Genomic DNA, 23795 nt, shown 5'->3' with positions numbered 1-23795 from the left:
ATAGTTTATCATAAATTTAGTTTTAAAGGCATATTTTTACTTTAGACATGCTATATAATTAGTGATTTCATCTATGTGGTTTTGTGATATACTAAGTATCAGTTCAGTACAAACTAATCATCGTAGAACTGTAAGAGGGGGACATATTAACGTGATGTTTAAACATGTATTGGGAATATTATCAATAGGATTTGTTTTGTTTTTAGCAGGATGCGGGAATAATCCAGAAACGGAGATATACAACCATTTAGAAGCTGCTGTCCAGTTGGAAGATGATTTTCAAAAACAGCAAGATGAAATTACCAAGCTTGAACAAGAAGAACAAGAGCTATATAAAGAAATAATTGAGCTGGGTATAGAAGAGATGGAACAAATTCAGGAACTTATAAATAAAGCTATTGCTTCTATTGAAGAACGTTCTGTGAATATCCAATCCGAGAAAAAAAGTTTAGATGCATCTCGTGAGGAATTTGTGAAATCAGAAGCTCTAATAGAAGAAATAAAAGATGAAGAAGTTAAAGGGAAGGCTGTATCGATGTATGAAGCTATGATAAAACGTTTTGAGGCATATGAAACACTTCATAAAACATACAACGAATCGTTGACATTAGAAAAGGAATTATACGAAAAGTTCCTAAAAGATGACCTTGAAGAAGAAGAATTGCAAGCTCATATTGAAAAAGTTAACCTAAAATATCAAGAGGTAATTAAAGCAAATGAAACATTTAATGACTACACTTCGAAGTATAATGAATTAAAAAAGAACTTTTATGAAGCTGCAGAAATTAATGTTACTTATATAGAAAATAATTAATATTTGTACTCATCGCTATAGCGATGAGTATTTTTTTGTTATTTGAACTATATACATGAAAATGATACAGAAAGTATGTGAAACTATAACAGTTAATTAGCAAATATACACGAGATAATAAAAAGCGCTGAAAAAAATAGATAAACTTAAATCAAAGTAGTTGACCGAATGGAATTGGATACGCTAAACTTTAATTGTGTTAAAAATTGTACCAGTAATTTTTGCGAAGTTTATGTAACAGTTTATTATTATTTCTACACCAGGATAGACACCTGCGTTTTACACATATACAAATTCAGCAAATAGGTACAGATTTTCCTAGTTTTTGGGAAGGATAGTAAAGATAATTTTAAAAGGATATAGGAAAGGAAGAGGTGAACTATTTTGAAACACGTTTTAGAAAGTGTTGAAAGTCAGTTCGAAATGTTCCAGATTCTTAATGAAGATGGAAAGATTGTCAATAAGGATGACATGCCAGATTTATCAGATGATGAATTAAAAGAGCTAATGAGAAGAATGGTTTATACTCGTATTCTTGATCAACGTTCTATCGCTTTAAATCGTCAAGGACGTTTAGGGTTCTATGCACCAACAGCTGGTCAAGAAGCATCCCAATTAGGAAGCCATTTTGCGCTTGAAAAGGATGATTATATTTTACCGGGATACCGTGACGTTCCTCAGTTGATTTGGCATGGTTTACCACTCTATCAAGCATTCTTATTCTCTAAAGGACACTTCCATGGGAACCAAATGCCAGAGGGAGTTAATGCACTTCCACCACAAATCATCATTGGTGCTCAATATGTTCAGGCTGCTGGTGTTGGTTTAGGACTTAAAATGCGCGGTAAGAAAAATGTAGCAATCACGTATACTGGTGACGGTGGTACTTCTCAAGGTGATTTCTATGAAGGTATTAACTTTGCTGGTGCATATGGTGCCCATAATATATTTGTTGTTCAAAATAACGGATTTGCTATTTCCGTACCGAGAGAAAAACAAACTGCTGCTAAAACATTAGCCCAAAAAGCAATTGCTGCTGGTATTGAAGGAATTCAAGTAGATGGTATGGATGTACTTGCTGTTTATGCTGCAACAAAACATGCTCGAGAACGTGCAATTGCAGGTGAAGGACCAATGTTAATCGAAACAATTACTTACCGTTATGGTCCACATACAATGGCTGGTGATGATCCAACACGTTATCGCTCTGCAGATCTTGATACAGAGTGGGAGAAAAAAGACCCATTAGTGCGTTTCCGTAAATTCCTAGAAGGTAAGAAGCTATGGTCTGAGGAAGAAGAAAATCAAGTGATAGAAAAGGCTAAAGAAGATATTAAAGAAGCAATTAAAAAAGCTGACCAACATCCTAAACAAAAAGTTACTGATTTTATTTCTAATATGTTCGAAACACTTCCTAGTAACTTAGTAGAACAAATGGAAGAGTATAAAGCAAAGGAGTCGAAGTAAACAATGGCACAAATGACAATGATTCAAGCGATCACTGATGCACTACGCGTGGAACTGAAAAATGACGAAAACGTGTTAGTGTTTGGTGAAGATGTCGGCCAAAACGGTGGTGTATTCCGTGCAACTGAAGGTCTACAAAAAGAATTCGGAGAAGATCGTGTATTTGACACGCCATTAGCTGAATCAGGAATTGGGGGACTTGCGATCGGTCTTGCATTACAAGGATATCGCCCAGTACCTGAAATTCAATTCTTCGGCTTTGTATATGAAGTAATTGATTCTATTAGTGGACAAATGGCACGTTTGCGTTACCGTTCTGGTGGTACACATACTGCACCGATTACAGTCCGTTCACCATTTGGTGGTGGAGTTCACACACCTGAACTACATGCAGATTCACTGGAAGGATTAATGGCTCAACAGCCTGGTTTAAAGGTAGTTATTCCATCTACACCATATGATGCAAAAGGACTATTAATTTCATCTATTCGAGACAATGATCCTGTAATCTATTTAGAGCATATGAAACTATATCGTTCTTTCCGTGGTGAAGTGCCTGAGGGTGAATATACAATCGAACTCGGAAAAGCTGATGTAAAACGTGAAGGAAAGGATGTTACCATCGTAACTTATGGTGCTATGGTACATGCTTCACTTAAAGCAGCAGAAGAGCTTGAAAAAAATGGTATTGATGTAGAAGTTATTGACTTACGTACAGTTTCACCAATAGATATGGATACTATCTTAGAGTCAGTTAAGAAAACTAATCGTGTTGTGGTAGTACAAGAAGCGCAACGCCAGGCTGGTATTGCTGCAAATGTTGTTGCAGAGATTCAAGAAAGAGCAATTTTACATTTAGAAGCTCCAGTATTACGTGTTACAGCACCAGATACGGTATACCCATTCTCTGAAGCAGAAGAAGTGTGGTTACCAAATTATAATGACATCATTGAAAAAGTAAACACTGTAGTGAATTTCTAATCATGATAGGAGGCTTTTCTTATGGCGTTTGAATTTAAATTACCAGATATCGGTGAAGGAATCCACGAAGGTGAGATTGTTTCATGGATGGTAAAAGAAGGCGACCAGGTAAAAGAGGACGATATACTTTGCGAAGTACAAAACGATAAAGCTGTAGTAGAAATTCCTTCCCCAGTAGAAGGAACCGTTACAAAGATTTTCGTACAAGAAGGAGAAGTAGCAATTGTAGGTGATACATTAATCTCTTTTGATGCTGAAGGTTATGAGGATGCAGGTGGCGATGAACCCGCTGAGCCTGTTAAAGAAGAAGCACCTAAAGTAGAAGCTACTACTAATGTCAATACCCAAGCTGTTGTTGCAGATGTAGATGATAGTAAGCGTATTATTGCAATGCCATCTGTTCGTAAATATGCACGTGAAAACAATGTTAATATCAAACAAGTAGCAGGATCTGGTAAGAATGGTCGGGTAACAAAAGAAGATGTAGACAGCTTCTTAAATGGTGGTCAACCAACTTCGGAAACTGTAGAAACAGTTAGTGAAGCACAAACAGAAGCACCTGCTACTAAAGCAAAAGCTCCTGTATTAGAAGGTAGCTACCCTGAAACACGTGAGAAAATGAGTCCTATCCGTAAAGCGATAGCTAAAGCAATGGTTAACTCCAAGTCTAAAGCGCCTCACGTAACATTAATGGATGAAGTGGATGTAACTGCATTAGTTGCCCATCGTAAGAAATTTAAACAGGTTGCAATTGACCAAGGTATTAAACTAACTTACTTACCGTATGTCGTAAAAGCGATAGTATCTGCTTTAAAACAATACCCAATCTTAAATGCTTCTATCGATGATGCAACAGAAGAAATTGTTCAGAAACATTATTACAATGTTGGTATTGCAGCAGATACAGATAAAGGTCTTCTGGTTCCAGTAGTAAAAAATGCTGACCGTAAATCTATTTTTGCCATTTCGGCTGAAATCAATGAATTGGCAGATAAAGCTAGAAATGGTAAACTAGCACCAGATGAGATGAAAGGTGCTTCAAGTACAATTTCTAATATTGGTTCTGCTGGTGGTCAATGGTTTACTCCTGTTATTAACTATCCAGAAGCAGCAATCTTAGGTATTGGTCGAATTGCAGAAAAACCAATTGTACGCGATGGAGAGATTGTTATTGCTCCAGTACTTGCAATGTCATTGAGTTTTGATCATCGTATTGTGGATGGTGCTACAGCTCAATTAGCCTTAAATCAAATCAAGCGATTACTAAATGATCCACAATTAATCATGATGGAGGCGTAAGGAATATGGTAGTAGGAGATTTTCCAATCGAACTAGACACACTGGTTGTTGGTGCAGGACCTGGGGGATATGTTGCAGCAATTCGTGCAGCACAATTAGGTCAAAAAGTTACAATCGTGGATAAAGGAACTTTAGGTGGAGTATGCTTAAACGTTGGTTGTATTCCATCAAAAGCATTAATTGAAGCTGGTCACTCTGTAGAAAAAGCTCAAGGAAACGAAGCTCTTGGAATTAAAACGGAGAATGTTTCTGTAGACTTTGCTAAAGTTCAAGAGTGGAAAGCATCCGTTGTAAATAAATTAACTTCAGGCGTTGAAAGCCTATTAAAAGGTAACAAAGTGGACATCGTGAAGGGTGAAGTGTATTTTGTTGATCAAAATACAGTAAAAGTTATGGATGAGAAAAATTCTCAAACGTATACTTTTAAAAACTGTATTATTGCAACAGGTTCATCACCAATTGAGATTCCAACATTTAAGTTCTCTGACCGTGTACTAGATTCGACTGGTGCATTAAATCTTAAAGAAATTCCGAAGAAAATGGTAGTTATCGGTGCTGGTTATGTAGGTAGCGAACTTGGTTCTGCTTATGCTAACTTCGGTACTGAAGTTGTGTTCTTAGAAGGTGCAAAAGATATTCTAAGTGGTTTTGAAAAACAGATGACACAACTTGTTAAGAAACGTCTAAAGAATAAAGGTGCAACGATCGTTACTGAAGCCATGGCAAAAGGTGTTGAAGAATCCAAAGATGGTGTTAAAGTAACATATGAAGTGGGCGGAAAAGAAGAAACTGTTGAAGCAGATTATGTACTAGTAACAGTTGGTCGACGTCCAAACACTAGAGAAATTGGACTTGAACAGGTTGGTATTGAAGTAGACGAAAGAGGATTAATTAAAGTCGATAAGCAATGCCGTACAAATAAAGCTAACATTTATGCTATTGGTGATATTGTTGCTGGAGCTCCACTTGCTCACAAAGCATCTTATGAAGGTAAAATTGCAGCGGAAGCAATTAGTGGAGAGAAATCTGAGGTTGATTATATTGGAATGCCTGCAGTAGCTTTCGTTGAACCTGAACTTGCTTCAGTTGGTTTGACTGAAAAAGAAGCTAAAGATGCTGGTTATAATGTGAAAGTTGCTAAGTTCCCATTTGGTGCAAATGGCCGTGCATTATCCCTTAACGCTACAGATGGCTTCTTAAAATTAGTAACTCGTAAGGAAGATGGGTTAGTTTTAGGTGGTCAAGTTGCTGGACCTAATGCTAGTGATATGATTTCTGAAATTGGTTTAGCAGTTGAAGCTGGTATGACAGCAGAAGATATTGCTTTAACAATCCATGCTCACCCAACTCTAGGTGAAATTACTATGGAAGCTGCAGAAGTAGCTTTAGGTACACCAATTCATATGCTTTAAAAACTTTGTAAAAAGAGTGATGTATTACACATCACTCTTTTGCTATTTAAATATTCTTTTCTTAACTCTTTCTTCTCATTTCCATTTCTTTTATCTCCTGCTTAAATGACTTTAGCAATGATGCTACTATCAGAAGCATGATAATAGTAAATGGAAAGGCAGCTATTATCGAAGCGGTTTGGAGTGCAGCCAATCCACCTTGCCATAATAATACAGCTGCTGCACCGGATTGAATAATCCCCCATACAAGCTTGACTGAATTTGGTGGGTCTAATCTTCCACCAGTAGTTTGCATTCCCAGTACAAATGTAGCTGAATCAGCCGAAGTAATAAAGAAAGTGCTAATTAGTAGTATTGCGAGGAGGGATATTAGTGTGCTTAAAGGAAGATTTTCTAATACAGCAAATAAGACAGTTTCTTCTCCTAGCTCACTCACAAAACGATATATATCCTTACCCTGAAAAAATTCTAGATGTATTGCTGAACCACCAAATACAGTAAACCAAAGTGCTCCAAAAATGGTTGGAACAAGTAATACACCCAGAACAAATTCTCTTATCGTTCTACCACGAGAAACCCTTGCAATAAAGGTTCCAACAAATGGAGCCCAGGCAATCCACCATGCCCAATAAAAAATAGTCCAGTCATTCATCCATTCTGTGTTATCTTCATTAAAAGGTGTCATTCGCAAACTCATGCTAGGCAAATTTTGAATGTAATTTCCTAGGGAAGTTGTAAAGAAATTGAGAATAAAATTTGTTGGTCCAAGTATTAATACAAATACCATTAGAGCAAAAGCAAAAATGATATTAGCGTTGCTCAAATACTTAATACCTTTATTTACTCCCGTTGATGCTGATAACATATATAGCACAGTCACAACAATGATTATAATCATTTGGTAAAGGAAATTTTGGTCAAGGCCAAAAACAAAAGATAATCCTCCACTTATTTGTATTGCACCAAATCCTAATGAAGTTGCAACTCCAAACACTGTTGCAAACACAACAATACAATCAACAATTGTTCCCCACACTTCTTTACCTCTTTCGCCAAATAGAGGTACCAATATACCACTAACTAATCCAGATGATTTTTTTCGGAACTTAAAGTATGCTAACGCAAGTGCAATTGTTGCGTAAACCGCCCAGGGATGGAGACCCCAATGGAAGAAGCTATATTGCATTGCTTCTTTTGCTGTACTGCTAGTTCCAGGTTCTCCGTATGGGGGATTGTGGAAGTGTGATAGAGGCTCAGCAGCACCCCAAAATACTAACCCAATACCCATACCAGCACTAAATAGCATCGCAAACCAGGTAAGGTAGGAATATTCTGGTTCATCATTCGGTTTCCCTAATTTGATCTTGCCATATTTTGAAAAGATGAGAAAAATAGAAAAAAGCAGAAAGAACGATGCACTAATTAAATAAAACCATCCAAATTTTTCTACGATAAAATTTTGTAATTTTGATGTAACATTTTCTAGATTTCCATCAGGAAGAACTGTGTCTGGCATTACTCCCCAAATAATAAACAATATACTAATAATTACGGAAATGTAAAATACTTTTGATACTTTATTCATCTATTATATCCTTTCTATAAACTTAAGAGTTTGTCTAGTACTTACTATTTCCAACTATTTCGGAACTATTTTATCTTTTAATAAATTGAAATGTATTTTGAAGTTGTCTTGTTTTTTATGGTGGATTAATCTAAGATAATAGTTGGCCAATATAGACATCAGGAGGGAATGGCATGAATAAAATACTGGTAATAATCTTTGCTTCATTACTCATTTTTCTTTTAGTTTCTTGTACAAGTACTGAAAATAGAGAAGTAGAAAATAATCCAACAAAAGATGATAGTCCAGTAACAGACAAATATGAAGGGGAAGATAGTGAAACGGGGGAAGAAGATAAGGATTCAGAAAATATGGAAGAAGAAAAAGAAGTCGAAGAGGAAATAGAAGAGGGCATTATTGCTCAATACCGAGTTGCAGATGACTGGTCATTAGTACCAATAAATGAAGGCACCAATGAAAAAGTCGTATTACTTACAATAGATGATGCTCCTGAAAAGTATTCACTTGAAATGGCTAAAACATTAAAAGAATTAAATGCTGGTGCGATATTCTTTGTGAACGGCCATTTTGTTGATACACCTGAGGAAGAGGAAATCTTAAAACAAATTCATGATATGGGTTTTGTTATTGGAAACCATACCTATAATCATGTTAATTTAAAAAATTTGGAAAGTGATCCCGAGAAGCAAAGATCCGAACTTGTTAGTTTAAACGATAAAATAGAAGAAATTATTGGAGAAAGACCCAAATTCTTCAGAGCTCCACATGGTGTTAACACGGAAGAATCAAAAAAGATTGCACAAGAAGAAAAAATGGTTCTGATGAATTGGTCTTATGGCTATGATTATTTCAAACCATATTTTAATAAGGATAAATTAGTTACTGCAATGGTAACAGGGGAAGGACCAGAAGTCGATGTTCCGTATTCCTTATTAAAGAATGGTGCAAATTTATTGATGCATGATCGTGAATGGACAAGTGAAGCATTAGAAGAAATTGTTATAGGACTTCGAGAAAAAGGTTATGAAATTTTAGATCCAAGATTAATTGAAACAATAAAATAAATATTTTTTACCAGTAGATAATTTCTACTGGTTCTTTATTGCATAATTATGTTATACTAATTGTGAAATATGTTATAATTATTATGCGACATTTCCTATAAGGTCATACTTAAGTGAAGGGGAGCTGAGATTGATGGGTACAATTATTTGTCAGCAATGTCAAGAAACTATCGAGCACTTTGAAAATAATAAGGTTACAGTTCTTTATGGCACATGCCCTACTTGTAAGTCCAATTCAAATAAATAATTAATGTCCACAGCCAAATATTCAAATATTTCTCTCCAAAAAGTTGCACATATGTGTAACTTTTTTTGGTTAAATTCATGACGTATCAATAAATAGTCTCGGGTATTATAATATTCGCAACACATATTGGGAAATGTTAGGATTATATAAGTGGTGTTATCTAAATGGAGGAAAGAGGAGAAATATGAATACAAGAGTTACAGAGATTTTTAATATCAAGTATCCAATCATTCAAGGTGGCCTAGCCTATCTGGCATATGCTGAACTAGCTGGAGCTGTTTCTAATGCCGGTGCATTAGGGCAAATTACTGCAATGAGTCTAGAGAGCCCAGAAGCTTTAAGAAATGAAATAGTAAAAGTAAGGAAATTAACCAATAAACCGTTCGGTGTTAACTTTGCTATCGGCCAGCATAACCGTCCATTTGAACAAATGGTTCAAGTTGCTATAGAGGAGAAGGTTGAGATTATATCGGTTACAGGTGGGAATCCAAAAGGTGTCCTAGATATGGTTAAAGATCATCCGATAAAATCATTAGTTTTAGTGGCTGCTAAACGCCAAGCTCAAAAGGCTGAGGAATTAGGCGCTGATGCAGTAATTGTTGTTGGACATGAAGGTGGTGGTCATCTAGGTCGAGCAGATACTGGGACAATGGCCTTAACACCACAAGTCGTGGATAGTGTATCCATTCCTGTTATTGCATCTGGCGGAATTGTTGATGGAAGAGGTTTAATGGCGGGCCTAGCATTAGGCGCAGAAGGAATAGAAATGGGAACAAGGTTTATTGCAACTAAAGAATGTGTTCACGCGCATCCGGTCTATAAACAGGCTTTACTTGATGCTGATGAAAACGCAACAGTTGTCATCAAGCGTTCACTTGGAGCTCCAGCACGTGCCATAAAAAATTCATGGACTGATAAAATAATAGAATTAGAAGAAAAAGAAGTAGGATATGATGGGTTAAAAGATTACATAAGCGGTAGAGCGAATAGGAATTATATACATGAAGGTAAAACAGATCTTGGTTTTGGCTGGGCTGGACAAGGGGTTGCGGGAATTCATGATTTACCAACGGTCCAAGAGCTAATAGATAGAATTATGGTTGAAGCGGAAGAAGTTAAAAATAAGTGGAAATTATGAGGTGAGTTAGCAGTGAATTATTCTTATCCAGTTGATCCTAGTTGGTCAAAAGAAGAAATAATTGATGTGATACAATTTTTTACATTAGTTGAAAAGGCATATGAAAAAGGAATAGAACGCGAAATATTACTTGCTGGATACCGGAAATTTAAACAAGTAGTACCCTCAAAAAGCGAAGAAAAGAAACACTTTACTGAATTTGAAAAGGACTCAGGATATTCAAGTTATCAGACGATTAAGAAGGCTAGAGATACCGATAGCACTGTATTAAAAATGAAATAAAAAATAAAAAAGGCTAGGACATGACTACATTGTCGACATAAAACAATGCAATGCGCATGATTAGCTTCGGTATAGTACGCAGCTCCTTGAAAAAGGAAAATACTGTTTCTAAGTGAGGTGCATTGCTATCGATAGCATCCATGGGACTGGGACTGCAGTCACTCGTCCCACCGAAGACTATTTGCAATTACTCGCTCTACCGAAAACCTATTGTCCTATGGGAAGATAGGAACCTGTGAGCACCCTCAGTACATAAGAGGATTCTCACCAACTGCACTTGGAAAGCAAAGTATATTTCCGAAGTGGGTATTAGCACTGCATTGTTCGTTTTTTCATGTAACTTAATAAGTTATGTCCTATCCTCTTTTATACTTGTAAAGCCATTTGATAGAAAGGAAGTAAGGAATCATAAGTTCCTTTTACAATTTCCACTAAATTATCGCCATTCGAAACAATTGGATCATTAGGTGACAAGTGTCTACCAATTAGAAATTCCCTTTTTTTTACATCGCGAAACCGTTCCAAGTGGGATTTTTCAAGTTCGCTCAAGCTAATTGAATCTTTTTTCATATGGTCAAATGAAACTACAAAATCCGATGGCAATCTTTTCAACTGATCAAAATTAGCAAGAAAGCTTTTCGCTATGTCACTTTTACTATCCAATTCATAAATACAAGCCAGCCAGATAAATAAATGATCATCAAATAGGCCTACTTGGAAATGTGGGTGTTTTTTATACCCTCTTTTATTGTTGGATATTGCTAACCATGTATCTTTAGGAGGATTAACAGTTCTCCTTGCGTGTTTTGCAATATGTAGAAAAACTTCATTTCCTAAATTGCTTGAAAGAAAATCCACTAACTCTTGACCAATCTCTTGAAACTTAGGTTGGATACGTGTTTGAATGGCTTCCATTCGTTCTTCTAATCCCTCTATATGAAATGTGTCAAAGTCTGTTTTGACAAACCCTATAATATTCATGTAAAAAACACCTTTCTGTAAACATAGATTATATTTATTATTATGAGTAACTTAATATAACCAAGTCAAGCATAAGTGTTTTTAGCTTTATTTAACTAAGAACGAATTTTGATAAAACTCATATATATAAAGAAAACAGACTGAATGTTCATAAAAACATGGACAACTAAAATGTTATTTATTTTTTTCAAATCTGTTCGAAAGGATGTGGAAATTTTGAAATATATACTAGAAGAAGTCAGAAAGAATGAAGAAAAAGAAAAAATTCCCGTAATCCGAATGGAAATTGATTATGAATTATTAACCCTATACGATGCATTACAAGCTGATGATAAAGTTCAAATAATAAAATCCAAGGAAAAATTAAAACTGTTAAGAAAGAAATTATTATCCTTACTTGATTTTTAATCACAAAAAGCTCAAGGAACAGATTAAGCTTCCTTGAGTTATTTGTGCGAAGCGTCTTATGTATACTCACTTATTATATTTTGATACTATAATAATAGTAGATAGAATATGGAGGCTTTACATAATGAATAAAATAACACAGGATAAAATCTATAACAAAGCAAAAGAATGGATATTGGAAGCAGGCAAAACGATAAGAACCAAGATAAATGATCCGATTGAAATAGGAGCTAAATCTAACCCCAATGATTTAGTTACATCAATGGATAAGAATACAGAAAAATATTTTCTTGAAAAAATTAAATCAACATTTCCCAATCATTTATTACTAGGAGAAGAGGGATTTGGAGATGAGGTAAAAACACTTGATGGAATCATTTGGATTATCGACCCTATTGACGGTACAATGAATTTTGTTCAACAAAAACGAAATTTCACAATTTCAGTAGCGATTTATAACAACGGAATAGGGGAGATAGGTCTCATTTATAATGTAATGGAAGATGAACTATATTATGCCAAACGTGGTGAAGGGGCTTTTAAGAATGATGTAAAACTCCCACCGTTAAATCAAGCAACTGTATTAGAAGAATCTGTAATTGGATTAAATCATTTGTGGTTATGTGAAAACAAATTAGTCGATGAAAAGATAATGCAGGACTTAGTAAAGACAGCTCGTGGCTCCAGAACGTATGGCTCAGCCGCGTTAGAGTTCGCGTTTGTTGCTGAGGGTGTATTAGAAGGGTACTTAACCATGAGCCTATCACCGTGGGATTTTGCAGCAGGTATGATACTAGTGAATGAAGTTGGCGGGGTTACAACGAATATTGATGGTAAACCTATAAAGTTATTAGAAAAAAATTCTGTATTTGCTGGACATCCAGATGTTCATGAACGAATACTAAATGATTTCCTAGCAAAAGCAAGAAAGTGACTCACGCTTGTGAGCCACTTTTTCTTTTATTAGCGATGCCTGCGCCCATGATGCCAAAACCAAGAGTAATAAATAATAGAATAAGCCATATACTTCGAAGTGCAATTGCGAAACCAACCCCAATAAACATAGAAACAACAAGTAAAGCTAAAAGTAAAGCCGGTATATTAACATTTTTCATACAAACACTCCTTCTAATGTACATAACAAGTATAAAACTTTTTATAAACTAGTTCAAAGTATTTTATTCAGAGTCAGCCAAAGTTAAGTATATTTGTAGAGGTTGAATAATATTAATTAGGCTGTTTTCTAAAAGATTGTTGTAAATTATTTAATTGATAGTTTTAATATTAGTGAAGCTCGGAACTACTGCTCCGGCAGAATACTCCGCTTTCCGTGGGCGGCTGGTGAGCCTCCTCGTGCTATCGCACTGCGGGAATAGCACGTGTTCGCAGACCCAACAGCGGTGTTTTTTCGCGCGAGTAGGCTGAGGTGGTGCCCACGGCAAGGTAGACACTGCCAAGGTGTTTTCGAGCAGTATCCCCCCTGTACTGGAAATGAAAGTGGAGTGTATTTCCGTAGGGGTACGATGCTCAACCAAAGTTTATAAGTTACCGCGCAGTTTCTATCTGCCTTTACAAAAGAACGATTATTAATAAAAGACTATACTAGCAAGATTATCAGAAATTTAGTATGATTAGTCTTGAACATACATAATGGGGGATTCACATGGTTTATGATTTTATTATGCAACACTATGGTGTTGAGCAATTATTTAATATTCTATATCCGGTCAACTTTGTTCTTGCTGCTTTAGCTTATAAATTAGGCTTTGCTAAAAAGTTACCTATCTTAAAATCGATTATTGTTTATATTTTATTAGCAATAGGCATATTTGTTTTATACATATTGTTTATTGTCTGGTCAGTAGCTTCAGGTGGTTCACCACTACCACTAACAGAAAGCTTATTTATTATATGTTTAGTTTTAGCCATTTATCGTATCCGCTTGCATCTACAACGAAAAGGCAGAAAAACAACATAAAAAAGAGGCAAATTCAGGTCAAAATCCTGAATTTGCCTCTTTTTGTTTTGATTTAAATTAATTCATCTTCTTTTTTCTTTTCCTCATATAAACGAAACTTGCCTGTAGCATGGCGATCCAAAGTTTTTTCTTTGATTCTTCCATTACAGCTTCGGCATAGATACATATGTGTTTTTCGATTTCGTAATCTTTTCGCTTCTAGAGAATAATCATCTATATTTTCAACTAAATCACATAAAACGCATTTAACCTGCATCTTACCACCTCAAGTCAAAGAACTATATATTAACTATATCATATCTCTATTGAAAATGTTTAATTTCATCATAAAAGAGGAACATTAAAGTAAAAGGTAGAAAGGGTGATAGAGTGAAAAAGCGTTATGTCGTTTCGGCATTAGGACTTGGTGTAGCAGGATATATAATGGGATCTAAAGCAAATAAAAATCATTCCTCATTAACAGAATCTAAGGGGATTGATGAGGATATAACTTTTTATAATGCAGGAAAACCTGACCAAGTAGATGATTTGGAACTTGATCAATTAGAAAATGCCAAAATGGTATCAGAAGGATCGCAATTCGGGGTTCAATATTATAATAATATCAAAGCTAATGAGTAAATATATAAAGATGAGGTATCCGGATTCCGGATACCTCATTAATTTTATTCTTCCCTTTTTTCTCGATTATTCTTGGATTGATTATCCTCAATATCATCTATTTTTTGCTTTTCTTTTTCATCATTGATAATTTCTTTGTTTTGATCCGGTTCTTCTGGTTGGTCCTCTGGTATTGGGAAGTCAGGCATATACCTACCAATGATTGCTGCAACTTCGTCAATAATTCCTTGCACAGGATAGCCCTGTTCTATTTTATCATTCATCCCACGAATTCTTTCATTGACATCTGCATCGGCAACTACAACGGCAGTCCTTCCATATGGGTCATGCTGAAGTGCTTCAAGAACAGAATATTTGATGGTTCCAACCCTAGAACGATCTAATTCTTTGTCTACATCGATTCCGACGATTGCATAAGGGCCAACTACAATCGATACCGCATCATTTACTTCTGGTACTTCACTCGCAACGTGTGCTAAATGATTGGCAATTTGTTCATTTGAGAGGTCTCGCTCTTCTCTAGGAGCTGAGTTTTTCACATTTATTATTCGGTCATCTGGGTTTTCTTTTTCAGTTGGCAAAGCATGATCTTTATTATTCTGGGCGCAACCTATAAGTAATAGAAAGCTAATAGCTAGTATTCCTATTCGAATAAACATTTAATACTCCTCCTAATAAGTGTATATAAAGGGGAAACACCTTACGGTTATTTTGAGTATTAGATGTTAAATTATACAACTTAATAAAAAAGAGGACACTAATAAGAAAAAAATCTTATTATTATATCCTCAAATTGTTACATCTTATGTATTTGATAAATTTATTTTAATTAATAACGATTTTTTTAATTCCCTTGATTGGTTGGTCCTTATTGGAACCATCCTTAAATAAAAGATGTACAGGACCGTCTTCTTTTAGTGGCTTTCCATCAATCGCAAATAATAAATAGCTATTGTATAGTTGAGCTAGACTTAAGATAACATCACCATTATCTGTAACAAGAGAAACATCGTTTGTTCCATCTTTAATCTCAGCGTAATCTAAAAAGTCATTTATCGGCATTACATAGGAATATTTTAAGATGTTCTCTCTTTCATGTTTAGTTAAGCTTTTATTTACTGGAGGCTTTGCTGTTCTTCCTATAGCATTTTCCCATCTTTGGGATGCAACTTGTGCTTCATTAATCTCATCTTTTTTCGGTTGATTAGTGAATGCCTCTTCTAAAATAATTTTGCGATCATCGAATATCCAAACGGTTGGATCCATTGTAATCTGATATGCTACATTTCCTAGTATAGGAACTATCATGTTTTTCCACCTTTCTGCAAAAATCTATCACCTATTAAGAATATCAGACATATCAAATAAATGAAATGACAAAGATTTAATAAATATTACTAATGATTTTATGTGTAACTAACATTTGCATTTTAGTGTAGTAAACGATAATATAATGGTAGAGGAATGTATGAATAAACAAGAAACAAGCTTATGTGAATTTTTACGAGCAGGTAGGTTTGTTTTGGTGGAGGGGATATTTGTGATACAAAAGGTTACGATCGATCATCGTGAAAAAGCCTATGCCCTTCTAAAGGCTGATGCTGATAAGATCTTGCGGCTTATTGAAGTTCAAATTGATAACCTTACCATGCCGCAATGTCCATTATATGAAGAAGTTTTAGATACGCAAATGTTTGGTCTCTCTAGAGAGATTGATTTTGCAGTACGATTAAACTTAATTAATGAAGATGAAGGAAAGTCTCTTTTGGAAAACCTAGAGAGACGATTAAACATACTTCATGATGCGGCACAAAAGTCTGTGTAATACCACTAAATTCATGTGGGAGTATTTTGTGTTAAAAACTTTGCCTACATATGGAATGGCAAGGTTTTTTTGTTTAAAAGTCTAATTTCACATTGGACTTGTAACAAGGGAGAATGGATTTTAATCAGTGATTAACGCAAATTGGAGAGGGACAAGATGTTTCGAAAAATAAAAGATTGTGACTTTACACTCCTTATAGCACCAATCATATTAACAGGATTTGGAATAGTGATGATCTATAGTGCAAGTATGGTAATGGCTGTTGTGGTTGAAGGATATGATAGCACACACTATTTAGTAAGACAGCTACAGTGGTTTGGTTTAGGGTTAGTTGGATTTTTGTTTTGTACACTTTTTCCGTATAGGAATTATCAAAAACTAATTAAGATAATTGTATTAGGAATTATCTTATTATTAATTGCTGTAGATATATTCGGGCATGGTGCAAATAATGCTCAGTCATGGCTTAGTATTGGGCCATTAAACCTTCAACCTTCAGAGTTTGCTAAACTTGGAATCATTATGTACTTAGCTTCTGTTTATTCCAAAAAACAAGCTTACATTAATAACTTTAATAGAGGAGTACTTCCGCCATTAATATTAACAGGGTTAATTCTCATTTTAATAATTGCCCAACCGGATATCGGAACAGCTGCAATAATTTTCCTAATTGCCTGTTCAGTAATTTTTAGTTCGGGTATACGATTTAGGCATTTATTTTTATTAATTGCAATAGGCTTGATAGTGGTGGCGATAGCTATACCGAATATGGTAACAGATGAAAGGATAAGCCGTTTTACCGGAGCCTATGAACCTTTTGAGTCACCACAAGCTGATGGTTATCAACTAATTCAATCTTATGTTGCTATTGGGGTTGGAGGTTTGACGGGTGAAGGACTTGGGCAAAGTGTTCAGAAGCTGGGGTATTTATTTGGACCTCACACCGATTTCATTATGGCGATTATTGCAGAAGAATTAGGTTTTATTGGTGTGGTTATTGTTATTGGATTGCTTGCTACAATAGTACTAAGAGGGATATTTATTGCTAGAAAATGCAATGATAGTTTTGGTGCTTTACTCGCTATAGGTATCTCATCTATGATTGGAATTCAAACGTTTATAAATCTCGGTTCAGCTAGTGGGATTTTACCAATAACTGGTGTAACTCTACCCTTTGTAAGCTATGGTGGTTCTTCATTACTAATCTTATTAGCTTCTATGGGTGTTTTAAATAATATTGCTATGACGGTTAAAAAGAAAGAGCGGGAACTTGCTCCTGTAAGTGAAAATGATATTCCTAGTAATCCGTCTATTAAAGGAGGAACAAAATGGTCAAGTTAAATATGATTAGGAAGGTATTAGTTGCCAATCGTGGTGAGATTGCAATCCGTGTATTTAGAGCATGTACTGAACTTAATATTCGCACTGTTGCAATATACTCCAAAGAGGATTTGGGCTCTTATCACCGTTATAAAGCAGATGAGTCCTACCTTGTTGGAGAAGGTAAGAAACCTATTGATGCTTATTTAGATATTGATGGAATAATTGAAATAGCTAAACGTGTAGGGGTAGATGCAATCCATCCTGGCTATGGATTTTTATCAGAGAACATCGAATTTGCAAAGCGTTGCGAAGAAGAAGGAATTACTTTTATCGGACCAACTAGTGAGCATTTGAATATGTTTGGTGACAAAGTAAGAGCAAGAAGCCAAGCAGTTAAAGCTGGTCTACCAGTAATACCAGGAACGGATGGACCAGTTACTTCTGTAGAAGAAGTTGAATCCTTCGGTGATACATATGGATATCCAATTATTATTAAAGCTTCACTTGGTGGCGGTGGCCGTGGCATGCGTATTGTAAGAAGTGCTAACACTGTAAGGGAAAGTTACGAACGAGCTAAGTCAGAGGCAAAAGCGGCATTTGGTAGTGATGAAGTTTATGTAGAAAAACTAATTGAACATCCAAAACACATTGAGGTACAGATTATTGGTGATCAGTATGGCAATATTGTCCACCTATACGAACGTGATTGCTCTATACAAAGAAGGCACCAAAAATTGGTAGAGGTCGCACCAAGCTTATCTTTATCGGAAGAATTAAGAGAAAGAATCTGTGATGCTGCTGTACAATTAATGAAAAATGTAGATTATCTAAATGCAGGGACTGTAGAGTTCTTAGTAAAAGACAATGACTTTTATTTTATAGAAGTAAATCCTCGTGTTCAAGTAGAGCATACCATTACAGAATTAATTACTGGTGTAGATATTGTTCAAACACAAATTAAAATTGCTGATGGACAAAACATTCATGATCCATCCATTGGTATTCCGGAACAAGATAAAATATCAACACAAGGATATGCAATACAATCTCGTGTAACAACAGAGGACCCATTAAATAACTTTATGCCAGATACCGGTAAGATTATGGCATATCGTACTGGTGGAGGATTTGGTGTTCGATTAGATGCTGGAAATGGCTTCCAAGGAGCAGAAATAACACCACATTATGATTCGTTACTCGTTAAGGTATCAACATGGGCATTAACTTTTGAACAAACTGTGCAAAAAATGGTTCGGAACTTAAAAGAATTTCGTATTAGAGGAATTAAGACAAATATACCATTCTTAGAAAACGTTATGCTTCATCAGCAATTTATAACCGGTGAGTACAATACAACATTTATTGATGAGACTCCTGAACTGTTTGTATTTCCTAAACGTAAAGACCGTGGTACTAAAATGCTTACCTTTATTGGGGAAACAACTGTGAATGGTTTTGAAGGGGTTACAAAAAAAGCAAAACCAGCGTTTGATATTCCGGTTGTTCCTAAAGCTGACCATCTTGATTTTACAAATGGAACAAAGCAAATTCTAGAAGGAGAAGGTCCTGAAGGTTTAGCAAATTGGTTGAAGGACCAAACGGAAGTGTTATTAACTGATACAACTTTCCGTGATGCCCATCAATCTTTATTAGCCACACGAATCCGTACAAAGGATTTAGAGAAAATTGCTGAACCAACAGCTAAGTTATTACCAAACTTATTTTCTGTGGAAATGTGGGGAGGAGCTACCTTTGATGTTGCCTATAGATTCCTAAAAGAAGATCCTTGGGAGCGATTACTATCCTTAAGGGAGAAAATACCAAACGTACTTCTCCAAATGCTACTAAGAGCAGGTAATGCAGTTGGCTATAAAAATTATCCTGATAATTTAATTGAGGAGTTTGTAGAGAAAAGCGCAAGTGCTGGAATCGATGTTTTCCGGATCTTTGACAGTCTAAATTGGGTAGACGGTATGAGGCCAGCGATTCAAGCAGTTCGTGATCAAAATAAAATTGCAGAGGTTGCAATGTGTTATACGGGCGATATATTGGACCGTACACGTACGAAATATGACTTATCTTATTACAAAAATTTGGCTAAAGAACTTGAATCCTCAGGTGCTCATATTTTAGGAATTAAGGATATGGCTGGATTATTAAAGCCAGAAGCGGCATATCGCTTGATATCAGAGTTGAAGGATACAGTAGGAATTCCAATTCATTTGCATACCCATGATACAAGTGGTAATGGCGTTCATATGTATGCACGTGCAATTGATGCTGGCGTTGATGTAGTTGATGTTGCCAACGGACCAATGGCAGGATTAACCTCACAACCAAGTGCGCAAACCTTGTACCATGCACTAGAAGGTCTGGAAAGACAACCTAGAATTAACATTCAGAGCTATGAAAAGTTAGGCAATTACTGGGAAGATGTTCGAGAATACTATCATGAATTTGAAAGTGGAATGAAAGCACCACATACTGAGATTTACCAACATGAAATGCCTGGCGGACAATATAGTAATCTTAGACAACAAGCAAAAGCAGTTGGTTTAGGTGACCGTTGGGCTGAAGTGAAAACGATGTATCGTCGGGTTAATGACATGTTTGGTGATGTTGTGAAGGTAACACCTTCTTCTAAGGTAGTGGGGGATATGGCGCTTTTCATGGTACAAAATAACTTATCAGAAGACGATGTCTATGAAAAAGGTGACACAATTGATTTTCCTGATTCTGTTGTTGAACTTGCAAGTGGATACCTTGGTCAGTCATATCAAGGTTTTCCAAAAGAATTACAACGTATTATTCTAAAAGGTAAAAAGCCTATTACCGAAAGACCTGGTCAATTATTAGAACCTGTTAATTTCAAACATATGAGAGATAGTTTATTTAAAACCCTTGATCGTCAAGTTACTAGCTTTGATATGATTGCATATGCTCTATATCCAAAGGTATTTATGGATTATCATCACTTTTATGAGGAATATGGTGATGTATCTGTTCTCGATTCCCCAACATTTTTCTATGGAATGAATATAGGTGAAGTTATTGAGGTAGAGATTGAGCAAGGTAAAACATTAATTGTGAAGTTAATATCCATTTCTCAACCAAGGGAAGATGGAACAAGAGTTGTGTATTTTGAATTAAATGGTCAAGCACGTCAGGTTATCATTCGAGATAAGAGTGTACAGACACAAGTCATTGCTAGACCAAAAGCGGATAAAGGAAATGCAAAACAAATTGGTGCTACTATGCCAGGGACGGTCCTAAAAGTTGTTTGTGATCCTGGGGGAAGAGTAGAAAAAGGTGATGAATTAGTAATCACTGAAGCCATGAAAATGGAAACTACTGTTCAAGCGCCATTTAGTGGAGTAATTAAATCTATCCATGTTCACGATGGTGATACAATCGAAGTAAATGATTTATTAATTGAGTTTGAATAGAAATAAGGCAGCCAAAACGGCTGCCTTATTTATTTTATATTAGTATTTACTGCTTTAATGTCTTTTTGACTATTCTTTTCCATTGCTGCACTTCTTGTTGATAAGAGAATAAAGTAACTTAGCATTCCAAAGTAACAAGTGATTACTAGTGCGTGCATTAATGCAATTACTAAGTTTAATAAAGTGAAAATAATGAGTGCGCCAAATATTACTTGGAGTGAAATTAGAGAAACAGTACTGATCCATCCCCAGTACATTACTTTACTATGCCGGTAGTTTTTTATTATTCGTATAAATAAGGATACAGTCCAGATGAATAATATTCCTGCTGCCAAGCGATGACCCATCTGTACCCACTGCTCAAAACTATAAGAAGCAAAATCGAGTGGAGCTGTATTGGTACAGAATGGCCAATCACCACAAACTAAATTTGCATTGACATGCCTAACTAGTGCCCCTGTATATACAACCAATAATGTATAGGACGTTAGGGCATATATTTCTTTTCGATGCTTCCTTTTTATATGTAATGATGAAGCATCAAATTTCTTATCGATTTCAAAAATAAGTAACATTAACAAAAATATCGCTGCAAATGAAATTAAGGATATTCCAAAATGTGCTGCAAGTACAAAGTCTGATTGTCCCCATATCACTGCTGCAGCACCTATCAGTCCTTGTAGAACAAGGAAAACAACTGATAATATTGACAAAAATTTAACTTCTCTAATTTCACCAATATGTTTCCAAGATAAATAAGCTAGTATAAGAACAATAATTCCTACCGATCCTGAAACTAATCTGTGACTTAACTCAATTACTAATTCCATATCTATTTTGGATGGAATTAATTCACCTTTACACAGTGGCCAACTATCGCCACAACCATCTCCAGATTCTGTTTTAGTTACTAACGCTCCACCTATTAGAACAAATGTCATTCCAATGACGGCAAGAACCGAGAGCCATTTTAAAGTTTTAATCATAAATCATTATCCTCACTTTATATCCTGTTGTTATATTTTACAAGTACTGATGATACCACTCTCAATAATAAACTTTAATCTTATAATAAAGCAAACAATTTTCAGGTTGAAACATGAATTGACACATAATTGTTAAACATTTGATGCAATTGATTAAGGAACTACTGGAAATAGTAAAAAAACCTTGCAAACTTTTTCATTGTCTGCTAGAAATAGTATAGGGGATATTCTGTAAATTTGCGAATGCTTCTGGCTCATCAATTACATAGATGATTGAATTGTTGAGAAAGGCGATATAGCCTTTTATTTGTTTGTAATTAAAAGTTCACAAAATTGTCAGAAGTTATCGAGCGAATTCGACAGATTACCACCTGAAGGCAATTAGATTGTAAGGTTGAACCGTGATACAATTGGCATTATAGATAGCATACTTTAGGGTTATAGTAACTAATAAGCTAAAGGTAAGTATGCTTGTTACATATGTTCCTTTTATTTTGGGGGTTAAAAGGGGGGTATACAGGATGGGGTTTTAAAGTGACAACTTCCTCAAAAAAATGGAAATTGCTATTGTACTTGCGGAAATAAAAGAATTTATTTTCAAAATTGCAACATGAATGTGCTTACAAAAATTGAAATTGTACTTGCCTTCATCATTACTTTCCTTTTAGTTACAATATTTTTGGCTTTTTTAGGTATATTAAATATTGTCACGTAATATTTGAACAAAAGGAAATGTTCATGGTGACTAAAGGGGAAGGATAGAAAAAATTTACTTTCCTATTAATAAATAAGGTCCTTACTAAATTACCTATATATAAGGAAGGAAAAATAGAAAGAGAGGTATAAATCATGAAAGGTTGGATGGGAAAATTTAAAGTTTTATCCCTATTTGGTTTAGTAGCATTGTTTCTATCAGCCTGTGGTAAGGAAAACTTAACTGCATTGGATCCCAAAGGATATGGCTCCGATAAGTCAATGGATTTAATTATTTTACCTACTGTTATCATGTCATTTGTTTTGGTTATCGTTATGGTACTGTTAGTTCTTGCTCTTGTTAAATTCCGTAAGAAAAAAGGGCGAGAAGATTATATTCCAAAGCAAGTTGAAGGAAACAAAACATTAGAAACGGTTTGGACCATTATTCCGATTTTACTATTAATCATTATCGCAGTGCCAACAGTTATTTATGAGTTTGACTTAGCTGATGATGCTAGTGCTTCTGACCACTTAAACATTAATGTTACTGGAAACCAGTATTGGTGGCATTTTGATTATGAGGGTCTAGATATCCAGACAAGTCAAGATGTTTATATCCCTGTAAACTCTAAAGTTTACTTTAATATGAAATCATCTGATGTAATCCATTCTTTCTGGGTTCCAACATTATCGGGTAAGCTGGATGTAAACCCAGAAAATGAAAACACTTTTTACATCGATGCATATGAAGAGGGAGTTTATTGGGGTAAATGTGCAGAGTTTTGTGGACCGTCTCACTCTTTAATGGACTTTAAGGTTGTTGTAGTTAGCCAAGAAGAATTTGAACAATGGGTTGCAGACATGCAAAACTTTGATCCTGAAACTGCTGAACCTGCTTCTGATGCAGCGGCTCAAGGTAGAGAGCTATTCCAGCAAAACAACTGTATAGGTTGTCATGCTATCGGTTCATCACCTGCAGCAGTTGGCCCGAACCTTACAAACTTCGGTGACAGAACTAAGCTTGCTGGTGTAGAGGAAATGACAAAAGAAAAACTAATTGAATGGATTGTAAATCCTGAATTAATCAAACCAGGAAATAAAATGACTGGAGCTTATCCAGAAGTTAGTAAGGAAGATGCAGCACTTATTGCAGAGTATTTATTGCAATTAAAGCCATCTGAAATCACTATCGAGAGTGCTGGTGGATTAAAATAGGGTCTTGAGATTGAAAAAGGGAGGTTT

Annotated in this window: 24 protein-coding genes; 17 read left to right on the top strand and 7 right to left on the bottom strand. The window is 35.4% G+C overall.

All coding sequences use genetic code 11. The features are described 5' to 3' along the window. Positions 1-154: 154 nt before the first annotated feature. The 5 genes from TY11_RS08700 to lpdA all read left to right on the top strand — a co-directional run bounded on the left by TY11_RS08700 (position 155) and on the right by lpdA (position 5973). Positions 155-814 carry a YkyA family protein gene (locus tag TY11_RS08700; RefSeq protein ID WP_042145284.1) on the top strand — a complete coding sequence of 220 codons (660 nt, stop codon included), beginning with the start codon at positions 155-157 and terminating at the stop codon, positions 812-814. Between the two features lie 423 nt (positions 815-1237). Continuing rightward, positions 1238-2281 carry a pyruvate dehydrogenase (acetyl-transferring) E1 component subunit alpha gene (gene pdhA, locus TY11_RS08695; RefSeq protein WP_197025076.1) on the top strand — a complete coding sequence of 348 codons (1044 nt, stop codon included), beginning with the start codon at positions 1238-1240 and terminating at the stop codon, positions 2279-2281. Positions 2282-2284: 3 nt separating this feature from the next. Then, positions 2285-3262, top strand: a complete 978-nt coding sequence (locus TY11_RS08690; protein WP_042145100.1) for an alpha-ketoacid dehydrogenase subunit beta — start codon at positions 2285-2287, stop codon at positions 3260-3262. A gap of 21 nt (positions 3263-3283) precedes the next feature. Beyond that, positions 3284-4561 carry a dihydrolipoamide acetyltransferase family protein gene (locus TY11_RS08685; RefSeq protein WP_042145098.1) on the top strand — a complete coding sequence of 426 codons (1278 nt, stop codon included), beginning with the start codon at positions 3284-3286 and terminating at the stop codon, positions 4559-4561. A 5-nt stretch (positions 4562-4566) separates the two neighbouring features. After that, positions 4567-5973 (top strand): dihydrolipoyl dehydrogenase, encoded by a 1407-nt coding sequence (gene lpdA / locus TY11_RS08680; protein ID WP_042145096.1) that lies wholly within the window; start codon positions 4567-4569, stop codon positions 5971-5973. Between the two features lie 61 nt (positions 5974-6034). Here the strand turns inward: lpdA and TY11_RS08675 are convergent, their stop codons facing one another. Beyond that, on the bottom strand, positions 6035-7558 hold the full coding sequence (locus tag TY11_RS08675; RefSeq protein ID WP_042145094.1) for a glycine betaine uptake BCCT transporter: 1524 nt from the start codon (positions 7556-7558) through the stop codon (positions 6035-6037). 173 nt (positions 7559-7731) lie between these two features. Between TY11_RS08675 and TY11_RS08670 the strand changes: the two genes are divergently transcribed. The 4 genes from TY11_RS08670 to TY11_RS08660 all read left to right on the top strand — a co-directional run bounded on the left by TY11_RS08670 (position 7732) and on the right by TY11_RS08660 (position 10289). Then, complete coding sequence (locus tag TY11_RS08670; RefSeq protein WP_042145092.1) at positions 7732-8622, top strand: polysaccharide deacetylase family protein; 891 nt, start codon at positions 7732-7734, stop codon at positions 8620-8622. 133 nt (positions 8623-8755) lie between these two features. Further along, positions 8756-8869: a GapA-binding peptide SR1P gene (locus TY11_RS20085; RefSeq protein ID WP_081755879.1), complete on the top strand. Its 114-nt coding sequence runs from the start codon at positions 8756-8758 to the stop codon at positions 8867-8869. Positions 8870-9053: 184 nt separating this feature from the next. After that, positions 9054-10007, top strand: coding sequence for an NAD(P)H-dependent flavin oxidoreductase (locus tag TY11_RS08665; RefSeq protein ID WP_042145090.1), 954 nt, complete (start codon positions 9054-9056; stop codon positions 10005-10007). A 12-nt stretch (positions 10008-10019) separates the two neighbouring features. Further along, complete coding sequence (locus tag TY11_RS08660) at positions 10020-10289, top strand: UPF0223 family protein (RefSeq protein ID WP_042145088.1); 270 nt, start codon at positions 10020-10022, stop codon at positions 10287-10289. A gap of 366 nt (positions 10290-10655) precedes the next feature. Here the strand turns inward: TY11_RS08660 and TY11_RS08655 are convergent, their stop codons facing one another. After that, a complete protein-coding gene (locus TY11_RS08655) occupies positions 10656-11270 on the bottom strand; it encodes a YktB family protein (RefSeq protein WP_042145086.1) in 615 nt (204 codons plus the stop codon). Positions 11271-11486: 216 nt separating this feature from the next. Between TY11_RS08655 and TY11_RS08650 the strand changes: the two genes are divergently transcribed. Further along, a complete protein-coding gene (locus TY11_RS08650) occupies positions 11487-11678 on the top strand; it encodes a YkzI domain-containing protein (RefSeq protein ID WP_042145283.1) in 192 nt (63 codons plus the stop codon). A 124-nt stretch (positions 11679-11802) separates the two neighbouring features. After that, positions 11803-12612 (top strand): inositol monophosphatase family protein, encoded by an 810-nt coding sequence (locus TY11_RS08645; protein ID WP_042145085.1) that lies wholly within the window; start codon positions 11803-11805, stop codon positions 12610-12612. A gap of 1 nt (position 12613) precedes the next feature. Here the strand turns inward: TY11_RS08645 and TY11_RS08640 are convergent, their stop codons facing one another. Further along, entirely contained in the window at positions 12614-12793 is a 180-nt protein-coding gene (locus TY11_RS08640; RefSeq protein ID WP_042145083.1) for a DUF5325 family protein, read from the bottom strand. A 548-nt stretch (positions 12794-13341) separates the two neighbouring features. Between TY11_RS08640 and TY11_RS08635 the strand changes: the two genes are divergently transcribed. Further along, on the top strand, positions 13342-13656 hold the full coding sequence (locus TY11_RS08635; RefSeq protein ID WP_042145081.1) for a YlaH-like family protein: 315 nt from the start codon (positions 13342-13344) through the stop codon (positions 13654-13656). Positions 13657-13708: 52 nt separating this feature from the next. On the opposite strand, the gene TY11_RS08630 is transcribed toward TY11_RS08635, so the two are convergent. Next, a complete protein-coding gene (locus tag TY11_RS08630) occupies positions 13709-13912 on the bottom strand; it encodes a YlaI family protein (RefSeq protein WP_042145078.1) in 204 nt (67 codons plus the stop codon). 113 nt (positions 13913-14025) lie between these two features. Between TY11_RS08630 and TY11_RS08625 the strand changes: the two genes are divergently transcribed. Then, entirely contained in the window at positions 14026-14277 is a 252-nt protein-coding gene (locus tag TY11_RS08625; RefSeq protein ID WP_042145076.1) for a YbyB family protein, read from the top strand. 44 nt (positions 14278-14321) lie between these two features. Here the strand turns inward: TY11_RS08625 and TY11_RS08620 are convergent, their stop codons facing one another. Together TY11_RS08620 and TY11_RS08615 are read right to left on the bottom strand one after the other, a co-directional pair. Beyond that, entirely contained in the window at positions 14322-14936 is a 615-nt protein-coding gene (locus TY11_RS08620) for a YhcN/YlaJ family sporulation lipoprotein (RefSeq protein WP_052345779.1), read from the bottom strand. A 166-nt stretch (positions 14937-15102) separates the two neighbouring features. Continuing rightward, entirely contained in the window at positions 15103-15585 is a 483-nt protein-coding gene (locus TY11_RS08615) for a hypothetical protein (protein WP_042145073.1), read from the bottom strand. A 235-nt stretch (positions 15586-15820) separates the two neighbouring features. Here TY11_RS08615 and TY11_RS08610 point away from each other — a divergent pair, with 235 nt between their 5' ends. From TY11_RS08610 to pyc, 3 genes are all read left to right on the top strand, one after another. Beyond that, on the top strand, positions 15821-16102 hold the full coding sequence (locus TY11_RS08610; RefSeq protein WP_155982688.1) for an Fpa/YlaN family protein: 282 nt from the start codon (positions 15821-15823) through the stop codon (positions 16100-16102). Positions 16103-16258: 156 nt separating this feature from the next. Further along, positions 16259-17443 carry a putative lipid II flippase FtsW gene (gene ftsW / locus TY11_RS08605; RefSeq protein WP_042145072.1) on the top strand — a complete coding sequence of 395 codons (1185 nt, stop codon included), beginning with the start codon at positions 16259-16261 and terminating at the stop codon, positions 17441-17443. Further along, a complete protein-coding gene (pyc, locus tag TY11_RS08600; protein WP_042145070.1) occupies positions 17431-20871 on the top strand; it encodes a pyruvate carboxylase in 3441 nt (1146 codons plus the stop codon). The genes ftsW and pyc overlap by 13 nt, the downstream gene beginning before the upstream one ends. 29 nt (positions 20872-20900) lie before the next feature. Here pyc and TY11_RS08595 read toward each other — a convergent pair whose 3' ends face one another. Next, entirely contained in the window at positions 20901-21857 is a 957-nt protein-coding gene (locus tag TY11_RS08595) for a COX15/CtaA family protein (RefSeq protein WP_042145067.1), read from the bottom strand. Between the two features lie 849 nt (positions 21858-22706). Between TY11_RS08595 and coxB the strand changes: the two genes are divergently transcribed. Next, positions 22707-23768, top strand: a complete 1062-nt coding sequence (gene coxB / locus TY11_RS08590; RefSeq protein ID WP_042145065.1) for a cytochrome c oxidase subunit II — start codon at positions 22707-22709, stop codon at positions 23766-23768. Positions 23769-23795 lie beyond the last annotated feature (27 nt).

Origin of the sequence: Paucisalibacillus algeriensis (assembly GCF_000577245.1) — a bacterium.
GTDB lineage: Bacteria > Bacillota > Bacilli > Bacillales > Amphibacillaceae > Ornithinibacillus.
This window is presented reverse-complemented; position numbering and strand designations above follow the sequence as displayed.